This is a genomic window from Pseudomonas sp. PSPC3-2 (assembly GCF_049897085.1).
Classification (GTDB): Bacteria; Pseudomonadota; Gammaproteobacteria; order Pseudomonadales; family Pseudomonadaceae; genus Aquipseudomonas; species Aquipseudomonas paraveronii.
Genome location: NZ_JAFCVO010000001.1, coordinates 649319 through 661928, shown reverse-complemented (window position 1 = coordinate 661928; position 12610 = coordinate 649319). Strand labels below are relative to the sequence as shown.

The 12610-nt window shown below is 61.6% G+C and carries 11 protein-coding genes; 4 read left to right on the top strand and 7 right to left on the bottom strand.

All coding sequences use genetic code 11. The annotated features are described in order from the left end of the window. Positions 1–99 precede the first annotated feature (99 nt). Both tusA and rlmM read right to left on the bottom strand, forming a co-directional pair. On the bottom strand, positions 100–351 hold the full coding sequence (gene tusA / locus ACP7CJ_RS03075) for a sulfurtransferase TusA (protein ID WP_373423728.1): 252 nt from the start codon (positions 349–351) through the stop codon (positions 100–102). 27 nt (positions 352–378) lie between these two features. Continuing rightward, positions 379–1455, bottom strand: a complete 1077-nt coding sequence (rlmM, locus tag ACP7CJ_RS03070) for a 23S rRNA (cytidine(2498)-2'-O)-methyltransferase RlmM (RefSeq protein WP_253394109.1) — start codon at positions 1453–1455, stop codon at positions 379–381. Positions 1456–1650: 195 nt separating this feature from the next. On the opposite strand from rlmM, the gene acnA reads away from it, so the two are divergent. Further along, on the top strand, positions 1651–4392 hold the full coding sequence (acnA, locus tag ACP7CJ_RS03065) for an aconitate hydratase AcnA (protein ID WP_276197029.1): 2742 nt from the start codon (positions 1651–1653) through the stop codon (positions 4390–4392). A 133-nt stretch (positions 4393–4525) separates the two neighbouring features. Here the strand turns inward: acnA and ACP7CJ_RS03060 are convergent, their stop codons facing one another. Both ACP7CJ_RS03060 and cysK read right to left on the bottom strand, forming a co-directional pair. Further along, positions 4526–5464: an aspartyl/asparaginyl beta-hydroxylase domain-containing protein gene (locus ACP7CJ_RS03060; RefSeq protein ID WP_276197028.1), complete on the bottom strand. Its 939-nt coding sequence runs from the start codon at positions 5462–5464 to the stop codon at positions 4526–4528. A 246-nt stretch (positions 5465–5710) separates the two neighbouring features. Continuing rightward, positions 5711–6685 (bottom strand): cysteine synthase A, encoded by a 975-nt coding sequence (gene cysK, locus ACP7CJ_RS03055; RefSeq protein ID WP_276197027.1) that lies wholly within the window; start codon positions 6683–6685, stop codon positions 5711–5713. 124 nt (positions 6686–6809) lie between these two features. On the opposite strand from cysK, the gene ACP7CJ_RS03050 reads away from it, so the two are divergent. From ACP7CJ_RS03050 to ACP7CJ_RS03040, 3 genes are all read left to right on the top strand, one after another. After that, complete coding sequence (locus ACP7CJ_RS03050; RefSeq protein WP_426099494.1) at positions 6810–7886, top strand: DUF748 domain-containing protein; 1077 nt, start codon at positions 6810–6812, stop codon at positions 7884–7886. A 97-nt stretch (positions 7887–7983) separates the two neighbouring features. Further along, on the top strand, positions 7984–8829 hold the full coding sequence (locus ACP7CJ_RS03045) for an AAA family ATPase (RefSeq protein ID WP_247401493.1): 846 nt from the start codon (positions 7984–7986) through the stop codon (positions 8827–8829). A gap of 11 nt (positions 8830–8840) precedes the next feature. Beyond that, positions 8841–10019, top strand: coding sequence for a vWA domain-containing protein (locus ACP7CJ_RS03040; RefSeq protein ID WP_276197025.1), 1179 nt, complete (start codon positions 8841–8843; stop codon positions 10017–10019). Positions 10020–10187: 168 nt separating this feature from the next. Here the strand turns inward: ACP7CJ_RS03040 and ACP7CJ_RS03035 are convergent, their stop codons facing one another. The 3 genes from ACP7CJ_RS03035 to ACP7CJ_RS03025 are packed head-to-tail and all read right to left on the bottom strand — an operon-like array spanning position 10188 to position 12540. Continuing rightward, positions 10188–11102: a biotin-dependent carboxyltransferase family protein gene (locus ACP7CJ_RS03035; protein ID WP_426099495.1), complete on the bottom strand. Its 915-nt coding sequence runs from the start codon at positions 11100–11102 to the stop codon at positions 10188–10190. Continuing rightward, positions 11099–11803 carry a 5-oxoprolinase subunit B family protein gene (locus ACP7CJ_RS03030; protein WP_276197023.1) on the bottom strand — a complete coding sequence of 235 codons (705 nt, stop codon included), beginning with the start codon at positions 11801–11803 and terminating at the stop codon, positions 11099–11101. The genes ACP7CJ_RS03035 and ACP7CJ_RS03030 overlap by 4 nt, the downstream gene beginning before the upstream one ends. Then, positions 11800–12540, bottom strand: a complete 741-nt coding sequence (locus tag ACP7CJ_RS03025; protein ID WP_426099496.1) for a 5-oxoprolinase subunit PxpA — start codon at positions 12538–12540, stop codon at positions 11800–11802. Before ACP7CJ_RS03025 ends, ACP7CJ_RS03030 begins: the two co-directional genes overlap by 4 nt. Positions 12541–12610 lie beyond the last annotated feature (70 nt).

The following is a 12610-nucleotide window of genomic DNA, read 5'->3' as shown; positions in this document are numbered from 1 at the left end:
CCCGCTGGGGTGCGAAGCGCCCCCAAAGCAGGCGACTGCTGCGCAGTCGAACGGGAGCAAGCTCCCTCGCCACGGAGGCGGCGCATACCGGGGTCGGGGTTAAGCCGACTTCTTGCGAATCCAGTACAGGTACGTACCGGCCTGCTCCTGCTGAGCCACCAGTTCGTGGTCGAGGAACACGCAGAACTTGGGAATGTCGCGGCGGGTCGACGGGTCGGTCGCGATCACCTTGAGCAGACCGCCAGGCGGCAGGTCGCGGATGTGCTGGTGCAGCATCATTACCGGCTCCGGGCAGTTGAGGCCCGTGGCATCAAGGGTGCCGTCGACGGCGGTGTCGGTCATATCGCTCATTGATTACTCCTGCAGCAGGCGCTCAGTTTAACGGGCCTTGGTTTTCTTCACATCCACCAGGCGGCGCAGGTGGCAGGTCACTTCTTCGCGGTCGTGGTACAGCTGCTTGCAGCCGATCTCCACGCGAATGCCGCGTGCCTTGAAGCCGTCTTCGATGCGCTCGAGCAAACGCTTGACCTCGGCGTAACGCTGTTTCATCGGCAGCTTCAGGTTGACCACCGCTTCACGGCAATAGCCTTCGCCGATCCAGGTTTCCAGCAAGGCGGCGTTGCGTGCCGGTTTTTCGACGATGTCACACACCATCCAGTCCACCGGCTGCTTGGGCACGAAGGTGAAGCCGTCGGCCATCAGGTGTTGCACCAGGCCAGTGTCCATCAGGCTTTCGGCCATGGGCCCGTTGTCGATGGCGGTCACCAGCATGCCCCGGTTGACCAACTGCCAGGTCCAGCCGCCGGGCGCGGCGCCCAGGTCGACGCCCGTCATGTCGCCGTGCAGGCGCTCGTCCCACTGGTCGCGGGGGATGAAGTGGTGCCAGGCCTCTTCCAGCTTCAGGGTCGAGCGGCTGGGTGCGTCGCGGGGGAATTTCAGGCGCGGGATGCCCATTGGCCACATCGCCGAGTTGTTCGATTCGGCCAAGCCGATGAACGCTTCGCGGCCGCTCTTGAAGGTCAGCAGCAGGCGTGGCTTGCTCGGCTCGTCCACCAGCTTGCCGGCGTTGAGCAGGGCTTTGCGCAGGTGGACTTCGAATTTCTTGCAGAAATTCGACAGTTCCTTGCCGTCGTTGGTGTCGACCATCTCCAGCCACAGGCTGCCGCACACCGGAAAATCGCGCAGGTGCGCGAGGATCACGCTGATGCGGTCGGTTTCCGGCAGGTCGATGAACACCCCGCGTGCCCATTGTCGCGGGAAGATCAGCTCGGCAAAACGCTGGCCGTGCATCAGGCGCTGGGCGCCATCTTCTTCGGTGCAGACAAATTCGGCGCAAGCGCTGCCGGTCTTGGCCTTGGCGTAGCCAGAAACGTTCAGGCGCGCGGCGTGTTCCGCGATCTCGGAACAGACCTCGCCTTCAAAACCCGGGCGGCAGTGCATAAAAAGGGTGTTCATCAATTCTCCTGGCGACTCAACGGACGTGCGCTATCGCAATGTCTGTCATGAAAACGCGCGCATGATAGCTGACTTCGGAACCTTGGATCTGTCCATAGAGTCCAGTAATTAGCCAGCTACTGAAAACAGCGCTAGTTTGATAGCTCTGTTCGTCCCGTCAGGTCCGTAGCCGTGCGGACCATAAGGAGTCATGTAATGTCATCCATTGATAGCCTGAGAACCCTTAAAACCCTGCAAATCGACGACAAGACTTATCACTATTTCAGCCTGCCCGAAGCCGCCAAGAGCCTGGGTGACCTGGATAAGCTGCCGATGTCCCTCAAAGTGCTACTGGAAAACCTGCTGCGCTGGGAAGACAACAAGACCGTCACCGGCACCGACCTCAAGGCCATCGCCGCCTGGCTCAAAGAACGCCAGTCCGACCGCGAGATCCAGTACCGCCCGGCCCGCGTGCTGATGCAAGACTTTACCGGGGTGCCCGCCGTGGTCGACCTGGCCGCCATGCGCGCCGCCATGGCCAAGGCCGGTGGCGACCCGCAACGCATCAACCCGCTATCGCCGGTGGACCTGGTGATCGACCACTCGGTGATGGTCGACAAGTTCGGTACTACCGGCGCGTTCGAGCAAAACGTCGACATCGAAATGCAGCGCAATGGCGAACGCTACGCCTTCCTGCGCTGGGGCCAAAGCGCCTTCGACAACTTCAGCGTGGTGCCGCCGGGCACCGGTATCTGCCACCAGGTCAACCTCGAATACCTCGGCCGCACCGTGTGGACCAAGGATGAAGACGGCCGTACCTACGCCTTCCCCGACACCCTGGTCGGCACCGATTCCCACACCACCATGATCAACGGCCTCGGCGTGCTTGGCTGGGGCGTGGGCGGGATCGAAGCGGAAGCGGCGATGCTCGGCCAGCCGGTGTCGATGCTGATTCCGGAAGTGATCGGCTTCAAGCTCACCGGCAAACTGAAAGAAGGCATCACTGCCACCGACCTGGTGCTGACCGTCACCCAGATGCTGCGCAAGAAAGGCGTGGTCGGCAAATTCGTCGAGTTCTATGGCGACGGCCTCGCCGACCTGCCCCTGGCGGACCGCGCCACCATCGCCAACATGGCTCCGGAATACGGCGCAACCTGCGGCTTTTTCCCGGTGGATGAGGTCACCCTGGACTACCTGCGCCTGTCCGGCCGCCCGACGCAGACCGTCAAACTGGTCGAGGCCTACACCAAGGCCCAGGGCCTGTGGCGCAACGCGGGCCAGGAGCCAGTGTTCACCGACAGCCTGGCCCTGGACATGGGCAGCGTCGAAGCCAGCCTCGCGGGGCCGAAACGCCCGCAAGACCGCGTGTCGCTGCCAGATGTCAGCCAGGCGTTCAGCGACTTCCTCGACCTGCAATTCAAGCCGACCAACAAAGAAGAAGGCCGCCTGGAAAGCGAAGGCGGTGGCGGGGTCGCCGTGGGCAATGCCGACCTGGTGGGCGAGGCCGACTATGAAGATGACGGCCAGACCTATCGCCTGAAAAACGGCGCCGTGGTCATCGCCGCCATCACCTCCTGCACCAACACCTCCAACCCCAGCGTGATGATGGCGGCCGGGCTGGTGGCGAAAAAGGCCGTGGAAAAAGGCCTGACCCGCAAACCCTGGGTGAAAACCTCCCTGGCCCCCGGCTCCAAAGTAGTCACCGACTACTACAAGGCCGCCGGCCTCACTCAATACCTGGACAAGCTCGGCTTTGACCTGGTGGGTTATGGCTGCACCACCTGCATCGGCAACTCCGGACCGTTGCCCGAGCCGATTGAAAAAGCCATCCAGAAAGCCGACCTGGCCGTGGCGTCGGTGCTGTCCGGCAACCGCAACTTCGAAGGCCGCGTACACCCGCTGGTGAAAACCAACTGGCTGGCCTCGCCGCCGCTGGTGGTGGCGTATGCGTTGGCCGGTACGGTGCGCATCGATATCAGCCGCGAACCGTTGGGCAACGATCAGCAAGGCAATCCGGTGTACCTGAAGGACATCTGGCCGAGCAGCCAGGAAATTGCCGAGGCCGTCGCCCAGGTCAGCACCAGCATGTTCCACAAGGAATACGCCGAGGTGTTTGCCGGTGACGCACAGTGGCAAGCGATTGAAGTGCCGCAGGCCGCGACCTACGTGTGGCAGAAGGACTCCACCTACATCCAGCACCCGCCGTTCTTCGACGACATCGCCGGCCCGCTGCCGGTGATCAAAGACATCAACGGTGCCAACATCCTGGCCCTGCTGGGCGATTCGGTGACCACCGACCACATCTCCCCCGCCGGTAACATCAAGGCCGACAGCCCCGCCGGTCGCTACCTGCGCGAACAAGGCGTGGAACCGCGTGACTTCAACTCCTACGGCTCACGCCGGGGCAACCATGAAGTGATGATGCGCGGCACCTTCGCCAATATCCGTATCCGCAATGAAATGCTCGGCGGCGAGGAAGGCGGCAACACGCTGTATATCCCCACCAGCGAGAAAATGCCGATCTACGACGCGGCCATGAAATACCAGGCATCCGCCACACCGCTGGTAGTGATTGCCGGCCAGGAATACGGCACCGGCTCAAGCCGCGACTGGGCGGCCAAGGGCACCAACCTGCTGGGGGTCAAGGCGGTGATCGCCGAGAGTTTCGAACGGATTCACCGCTCCAACCTGGTGGGTATGGGCGTGCTGCCCTTGCAGTTCAAGCTGGACCAGAACCGCAAGGCGCTCAATCTCACTGGTAAGGAGAAGATCGACATCCTCGGTTTGACCGCTGTGGAGATCGTGCCGCGCATGAACCTGACCCTGGTGATTACCCGTGAGGATGGCAGCAGCGAGAAGGTCGACGTGCTGTGTCGGATCGATACCCTCAATGAAGTGGAATACTTCAAGGCCGGGGGCATTCTGCACTATGTGCTGCGCCAGTTGATCGCCAGCTAAAGGTCGCTGGAGGCCAAATGTGGGAGGGGGCTTGCTCCCGATGGCGGTGAATCAGGCACAGTTATTCAACCTGACACACCGCCATCGGGAGCAAGCCCCCTCCCACATTTTTGACCGAGCTCAACCTTTCAGATCAGCCGAAGAGCCACTTCCACAGCAGTACCAAGACGACAACCGCCAGCACCGGCCGCGCAATGCGGTAGGCCTTGGGATGCTTGCGCTTCCACTGTTTGACCACACCGCTGATCTTGTCGCTGAACGACTTGCTCCAGGCATAGGCCTGGTTGATGCCGCCGACGCGTTCGTCATCCAGGTTCTGCGGCGCGGTGGCGCGGCCCAGTTGCGCGCTGACCCAGCGGTTGACGCGGGTCATCAGGGGACTGCTCAGGGGGCGCTCGATGTCGCAGAACAGGATCACGCGAGTCTTTTCAGTCTCGTTCTTTACCCAGTGTACGTAGGTCTCGTCGAACATCACGTCTTCACCGTCGCGCCAGGCGTATTCCTGACCATCGACGAAGATGCGGCAGTCGTCGGAGTTCGGCGTGGACAGCCCCAGGTGATAACGCAGGGAGCCGGCAAACGGGTCGCGGTGCGGGTTGAGGTGACTGCCGCCCGGCAACAGCGCGAACATCGCGCCCTTGACGTTGGGGATGCTGCTGACCAGCGCCACGGTTTTCGGGCACAGGGCCTCGGCCGACGGCAGCGGTTTGTCGTACCACTTGAGGTAGAAACGCTTCCAGCCCTTCTTGAAGAACGAACCGAAGCCGGCGTCGTTATTCTTTTCAGCAGCGCGGATGTAACCCTCGTCGAACAGGTGCATGGCCTCTTCGCGGATCACTTCCCAGTTGTCCTTGAGCACGTCCAGTTCCGGGAACTTGCTGCGGTCCAGGTACGGCTTGGACGGCACCGCCGAGAACAGGTACATCAAGGCGTTATACGGGGCAAACAGCGCCGAGTGGTTGACGAACTGGCGCAACATCGGCAAACGGGCCTTGCCGCGCAGGTGTACGTAAAGCGTACTGCCGATAAACACCAGCAACACCGACAGTTTGGCGGCCAAAGAAAAGGTCATGCAGCAACTCCTGGAAATAAGCGCCTGGCCAACAACCTCCCGTCGAGGGGAAACCAGACGTAGCAGCCGGCCATGATAAACACTTGGGCCATTATGCAGAAGGCCTTGGCCGACCGGCTGACATACATCAAACCTTGTGGCGAGGGAGCGTGCGCCCGCTGGACTGCGCAGCAGTCTCACTCTTTTAAACAACGTACAGGGCCACTTCGCGCCCCAGCGGGAGCAAGCTCCCTCGCCACATGTGCATCAAGCCTGGTTTTCTTGATCGGTAAACAAATCACTGAACAGCATGCTCGACAGGTAGCGCTCGCCGGAGTCCGGCAGGATCACCACGATGGTCTTGCCCTGCATTTCCGGCTTCTCGGCCAGGCGCACGGCGACCGCCATGGCCGCGCCGCAGGAGATCCCGCACAGAATCCCCTCTTCCCGCATCAGGCGCAGGGCCATGGCCTTGGATTCTTCGTCGCTCACCAGTTCCACGCGGTCGATCATCGACAGGTCGAGGTTCTTCGGCACGAACCCGGCGCCAATGCCCTGGATCTTGTGCGGGCTGGGCTTGATCTCTTGACCCGCCAGCGCCTGGGTGATCACCGGCGACACGATCGGCTCGACGGCCACCGACAGAATCGGCTTGCCCGCGGTGTTCTTGATATAGCGTGACACCCCGGTAATCGTGCCGCCGGTGCCCACGCCCGCCACCAGTACATCTACGGCACCGTCGGTATCGTTCCAGATTTCCGGGCCGGTGGTTTTTTCGTGGATCGCCGGGTTGGCCGGGTTTTCGAACTGCCCCGGCATATAGTAGCTGGCCGGGTCGCTGGCGAGGATTTCCGCAGCTTTGTCGATTGCGCCCTTCATGCCCTTGGCCGGCTCGGTCAGCACCAGTTCGGCGCCCAGGGCCTTGAGCACTTTGCGGCGTTCGATGCTCATCGACGCAGGCATGGTCAGCAACAGCTTGTAGCCACGGGCGGCGGCGACAAACGCCAGGCCGATACCGGTGTTGCCCGAGGTGGGTTCGACAATGGTCATGCCTGGCTTGAGTTTGCCGGTGCTTTCCGCGTCCCAGATCATGTTTGCGCCAATGCGGCACTTCACCGAATAACCCGGGTTACGCCCTTCGATCTTGGCCAGGATGGTCACGCCACGCGGTGCGATGCGGTTGATCTGAACCAGGGGCGTGTTACCGATGGAGTGCGCGTTGTCTGCAAAAATGCGGCTCATAACGGGTCCTTGAGGCGGTTTGAAGAAAGCCCCAAGGGTATGCCTCGTCTTCCAAAGCGTCCAGTCAGAGGAACGTTGGCAGCATCACAACAGTCAATCTCCTACACGCACGGAGATCTGCCCCATGAAACGTCGCTACAGTTGGCCGATTTGGACCATCGCTACGCTGGTGGTGGTGCTGGTTGCGCTGGACCTCGCCCTGCCCTACCTGGTGCGCAACTACCTGAATGACAAGCTCGCCGACATGGGCGACTACCGCGGCCAGATCACCGATGTGGACCTGGCCCTGTGGCGCGGCGCCTACCGGATCAATGGGCTGCAGATCGTCAAAGTCGACGGCAAGGTGCCGGTGCCCTTCGTCAAGGCGCCGTTGATCGACCTGTCGGTGAGTTGGCATTCGCTGTGGTACGACCGTGCCGTGGTGGCCGAGGTCCAGTTCATCCAGCCCGAGCTGAACTTTGTCGACGGCGGAGCCAACAAAGCGGCGTCCCAGACCGGTCAGGGCACCGACTGGCGCGCGCAACTGAGCAAATTGTTGCCGATCACCCTTAACGAAGTGCGCATCCAGGACGGCAAGATCGCCTTCCACAACTTCAGCTCCAAGCCGCCGGTGAACATCAATGCCACCTCGGTTAACGCCAGCGTCTATAACCTGACCAATGTCGTTGACGTCAAAGGCAAGCGTGACGCCAGCTTCGACGGCAAAGCCCTGCTGCAGGGCCAGGCGCCGCTGGAAGCCACCGCCACTTTTGACCCACTGAGCAATTTCGAAGACTTTGAATTTCGCTTTCGCGCACGCGATTTGCAGCTCAAGCGCATGAATGACTTCGCCTCGGCCTATGGCAAATTCGACTTCAAGGCCGGCACCGGCGACGTGGTAATCGAAGCCCAGGCGCAGAAAGGCCAACTGACCGGCTACATCAAGCCGCTGCTGCGTGATGTGGAAGTGTTCGACTGGCAGCAGGACGTGCAAAACCAGGACAAGAACATCTTCCGCTCGATCTGGGAAGCCGTGGTCGGCGCCAGCGAAACCGTGCTGAAGAACCAGAGCAAAAACCAGTTCGCCACCCGTGTTGAGCTGAGCGGCAGCGTACACCAGCAAGACATCAGCGCGTTCTCCGCGTTTTTGCAGATTTTGCGTAATGGGTTCATCCAGGCATTCACTGCACGGTATGAACAGCCCAAGCCATCGGCGGATTAAGCTGACCGGCCATTCAGAGACTGAATAACCCGTCTGCGTTCACAGTCGCCGGGGCCGCACGGTATAGTCGGGCATTGATGAATTCGAGGAATGACCGATGAAGTTCGAAGGCACCCCGGCCTACGTTGCCACCGATGACCTGAAACTGGCCGTCAACGCTGCCATCACCCTGGAGCGTCCGCTGCTTGTCAAGGGCGAGCCGGGCACCGGCAAGACCATGCTCGCCGAGCAACTGGCCGAATCCTTCGGCGCCAAGCTGATCACCTGGCACATCAAGTCCACCACCAAGGCCCACCAGGGCTTGTATGAGTACGACGCGGTCAGCCGCCTACGCGACTCGCAGTTGGGCGTGGACAAGGTGCACGACGTGCGCAACTACCTGAAGAAGGGCAAGCTCTGGGAGGCCTTCGAGTCCGAGGAGCGGGTGATCCTGCTGATCGATGAAATCGACAAGGCCGACATCGAGTTCCCCAACGACCTGCTGCAAGAACTCGACAAGATGGAGTTCTACGTCTACGAAATCGACGAGACCATCAAGGCCAAGAAGCGCCCGATCATCATCATCACCTCCAACAATGAAAAAGAGCTGCCGGACGCGTTCCTGCGCCGCTGCTTCTTCCATTACATCGCCTTCCCCGACCGCACCACCCTGCAAAAAATCGTCGACGTGCATTACCCCAACATCAAGAAAGACCTGGTCAGCGAAGCGCTGGACGTGTTCTTCGACGTGCGCAAAGTCCCGGGCCTGAAGAAAAAGCCCTCCACCTCCGAACTGGTCGACTGGCTCAAGCTGCTGATGGCCGACAATATCGGCGAAGCGGTATTGCGCGAACGCGACCCGACCAAGGCCATCCCGCCCCTGGCCGGTGCGCTGGTGAAGAACGAGCAGGACGTGCAATTGCTCGAGCGCCTGGCGTTCATGAGCCGTCGCGGTAACCGATAAGGGCGCCTGCCATGTTGCTCAACCTGTTCAATGAAATGCGTGCCGCAAAAGTGCCGGTATCGGTGCGCGAGCTGCTCGACCTGATCAACGCCCTGAAACAGCGGGTGACCTTCGCCGACATGGACGAGTTTTACTACTTGGCCCGGGCGATCCTGGTCAAGGACGAACGCCATTTCGACAAGTTCGACCGCGCCTTCAGCGCCTATTTCAACGGCCTGGAAAAACTCGACGAGCACCTGCAGGCGCTGATCCCCGAAGACTGGCTGCGCAAAGAGTTCGAGCGCTCGCTGAGCGACGAAGAACGCGCACAGATCCAGTCCCTCGGCGGCCTGGACAAGCTGATCGAGGAATTCAAGAAACGCCTGGAAGAACAGAAAGAGCGCCACGCCGGCGGCAACAAGTGGATCGGCACCGGCGGCACCAGCCCGTTCGGCTCCGGCGGCTACAACCCGGAAGGCATCCGCGTCGGCGATGCGGGCACGCGCCAGGGCAAGGCGGTCAAGGTTTGGGAGCAGCGCGAGTACAAGAACCTCGACGACCAGGTGGAACTGGGCACGCGCAACATCAAGATCGCCCTGCGCCGCCTGCGCAAGTTTGCACGCCAGGGTGCAGCGGAAGAGCTGGATATCGACGGCACCATTGACCACACCGCCCGCGATGCCGGCTTGCTGAACATCCAGATGCGTCCGGAGCGGCGCAACACCATCAAGCTGCTGTTGCTGTTCGACATCGGCGGTTCGATGGACGCCCATGTGAAGACCTGCGAAGAGCTGTTCTCCGCGTGCAAGACCGAGTTCAAGCACCTGGAGTACTTCTACTTCCACAACTTCGTGTACGAGTCGGTATGGAAGAACAACCAACGCCGCACCTCGGAGCGCACCTCCACCCAGGACCTGCTGCACAAGTATGGCGCCGATTACAAAGTCATCTTTATCGGCGACGCGTCGATGGCGCCGTATGAAATCACCCAGGCCGGCGGCAGCGTCGAGCATTGGAACGAAGAGCCAGGGTATGTGTGGATGCAGCGCTTCATGGCCAAGTACAAGAAGCTGATCTGGATAAACCCGTACCCCAAGGACACTTGGGGCTATACCGCATCGACCGCAATTGTGCGGGAGTTGGTCGAGGATCAGATGTATCCGTTGACGCTGCGCGGGCTGGAAGAAGGCATGCGGTTTCTTTCCAAATAAACCGATATCTCCCATTCAACCCAACACCAATGTGGGAGGGGCGGTGCGACGATTCGACTTGCCCCCGATAGCAGTGTGTCAGTCAATACATCAGTGACTGAACCACCGCCATCGGGAGCAAGTCGAATCGTCGCACCGCCCCTCGCACAGTTTGGATTTCAGTGTTCTTCAGGCGGCGGTGAACCGCTGCAAAAAGTCCACATGCTGCCTATGCGCCGTTTCCTGCACCACCGGCGCCAACCGCACCTTCTCCCCCGGCACACACTGCGCCAGCCGCGCCAGTGCCAACGGCGTCAACGCCCCCAGGCGCGGGTAGCCGCCGATGGTCTGCCGGTCATTGAGCAACACAATCGGCTGCCCGTCCGGCGGCACCTGGATCGCGCCCAGCGGGATCCCCTCAGAGATCAACGACGGCCCTTGGTATTCAAGCGGCGTGCCCAGCAAGCGCATGCCCATACGGTCGGCGCGGCTGTCGAGGGTCCATTCGGTGTTGAACGCATCGAACAGACTCTGCCCGCTGAACTGGCCGATCTGCGCGCCGATAATCACATCCAACGGCGCCTTGGCCGGCAATGCGACTGTGCTCAACACTTTCATCGCCCCGCCCGTGCCGGAATAAGCCAGCCGCCCGCCTTGCGCCAAGGGTTTGCCGAAACCGTCCAGCCCGCCGAGTGCCTCACGCACAACGGTGGCACAGCTGCCCAGCACCTGCGGCGCATCAAACCCGCCCGGCGCCGCCAGGTAGGCCCGCGCGCCGCTGAACGGCTGGGTAAAGCGCAGCCGCTGGCCCTTTTGCAGGATAAAACTGCGCCCGGGGCTGATGGCGCGCGCATCGATGTAGGCGCCCAAGTCCGCACCGGCCAAGGCCAGCAAGCAATAATCCTCGGCCTGCACGGTAAAACCGCCCAGGGTGATTTCCACCACCGGCGCATCCAGGGCGTTATCCAACAGCCAATTGGCCCAGGACATCGACACCCAATCCAGCGCGCCGCCCTGAGTCACGCCCAGGTGTCGCACGCCAAAACGGCCGGTGTCCTGCAACAGGCACAGCGGGGTGCTGGCCTCAATGATCAAGCCGCTCATGCCTGCGCCTCCAACGGCGCGTCATCGCCACCCAGCTTGATGAATTCGGCGTGGTCGACCGCCTCGAAGCGCACCGTATCGCCGGGCTGCATCAGGCTGTAACCGTCGCGGTCGCGCTCGAACAGCTGGGTCGGGGTGCGACCGATCAGGTTCCAGCCGCCGGGAGAGACCACTGGGTAGGCGGCCGTTTGCCGCTCGGCGATGCCGACACTGCCGGCCGCCACGCGCTTGCGCGGAGTGTTGAGCCTGGGGGTGGCGAGGCTTTCATCCACCAGCCCCATAAAGGCAAAACCGGGGGCAAAGCCGAGGGCGAAGACCTGGTATTCGTGGCCGCTGTGGCGGCGGATCACCTCATCGACCGCCAGGCCACTGCGCTGGCTGAGCAAGGTCAGTTCGGGCCCGACGCTCAGGTCGTACCACACCGGCAGCACATGGCAGTGGCCGCTGCCCTGGGCCTGGGGTTGCAGGTCGGTGAGGGCCTGGGCGATCAATTCCCGCGACTGGGCCGGGTTCAACACGGTGAGATCGTAATGCACCATCAAGGTGGTGTAGGACGGCACCAGGTCCACCAACGCCGCGCCAAACCCTTGCCGCAGACGCTGGGTAGCGGCAAGCATCCACGGCATATTGGCTTCGGCGATCACCTCAAACAGACGCACCATCAAGCAGTCGATGGCCACCACTTCGATGCGTGGCTTCATTGGCACTTCAACGCCTCGCGAATGCGCTGCACGGCTGCGACCGAACTGGCGTTATCGCCATGCACGCACAGGGTATTGGCCCGCAGGAACAAAGGGCTGCCGTCGCTGGCGGTCAAGGGTTCGCCACAGGAAATGGTCAGGGATTGCTGGATGATGGTCTCGGTATCGTGGTGTACCGCGCCCGGCAATTGGCGGGAAACCAGATGGCCCTTGTTGTCGTAGGCGCGGTCGGCGAAGGCCTCGAACCACAGGATCACGCCGTACTCGTCGCCCAGCGCCTGGGCCGCACGGTTGTCACGGGTGGCTAGCAGCATCAGCGGCAGGTCGCCGTAAGTGGCGACAGCCTGGATCACTGCACGCAACTGCGCGGGATTGGCCATCATGTCGTTGTACATCGCGCCATGGGGTTTGACGTAGCTGACCCGTCCGCCCTGGGCGCGGCAGATGCCGTCGAGCGCGCCGATCTGGTAGTGCAACAGGTCCTGGATTTCCTCAGGCGTGTAGGCCATGGAACGGCGACCAAAACCTTGCAGGTCCTGATACGCCGGGTGCGCACCGACCAGCACACCATGCTTGAGCGCCAGGCTGACGGTCTTGCGCATGATGCCCGGGTCGCCGGCATGGAAGCCGCAGGCCACGTTGGCGCAATCAATGAACGGCATAACCTCGGCGTCCAGACCCAGGGTCCAGTTGCCAAAACTTTCGCCGATGTCGCAATTTAATAGCAGGCGGCTCACGCTGGTTACTCCTGTAGGCTTTGTTTTTTTGTAGTGTGGGATCTTTTACGCAAGACTCGCAACTTGTCCT

Bases quoted from the DNA above. Each gene is read 5' to 3' on its own strand.
- ACP7CJ_RS03030 (WP_276197023.1), bottom strand. From the start codon at position 11,803: ATGAAGCCACGCATCGAAGTGGTGGCCATCGACTGCTTGATGGTGCGT.
- ACP7CJ_RS03050 (WP_426099494.1), top strand. From the start codon at position 6,810: ATGAAACGTCGCTACAGTTGGCCGATTTGGACCATCGCTACGCTGGTG.
- cysK (WP_276197027.1), bottom strand. From the start codon at position 6,685: ATGAGCCGCATTTTTGCAGACAACGCGCACTCCATCGGTAACACGCCC.
- acnA (WP_276197029.1), top strand. From the start codon at position 1,651: ATGTCATCCATTGATAGCCTGAGAACCCTTAAAACCCTGCAAATCGAC.
- ACP7CJ_RS03035 (WP_426099495.1), bottom strand. From the start codon at position 11,102: ATGAGCGGCTTGATCATTGAGGCCAGCACCCCGCTGTGCCTGTTGCAG.
- ACP7CJ_RS03045 (WP_247401493.1), top strand. From the start codon at position 7,984: ATGAAGTTCGAAGGCACCCCGGCCTACGTTGCCACCGATGACCTGAAA.
- ACP7CJ_RS03040 (WP_276197025.1), top strand. From the start codon at position 8,841: ATGTTGCTCAACCTGTTCAATGAAATGCGTGCCGCAAAAGTGCCGGTA.
- tusA (WP_373423728.1), bottom strand. From the start codon at position 351: ATGAGCGATATGACCGACACCGCCGTCGACGGCACCCTTGATGCCACG.
- rlmM (WP_253394109.1), bottom strand. From the start codon at position 1,455: ATGAACACCCTTTTTATGCACTGCCGCCCGGGTTTTGAAGGCGAGGTC.
- ACP7CJ_RS03060 (WP_276197028.1), bottom strand. From the start codon at position 5,464: ATGACCTTTTCTTTGGCCGCCAAACTGTCGGTGTTGCTGGTGTTTATC.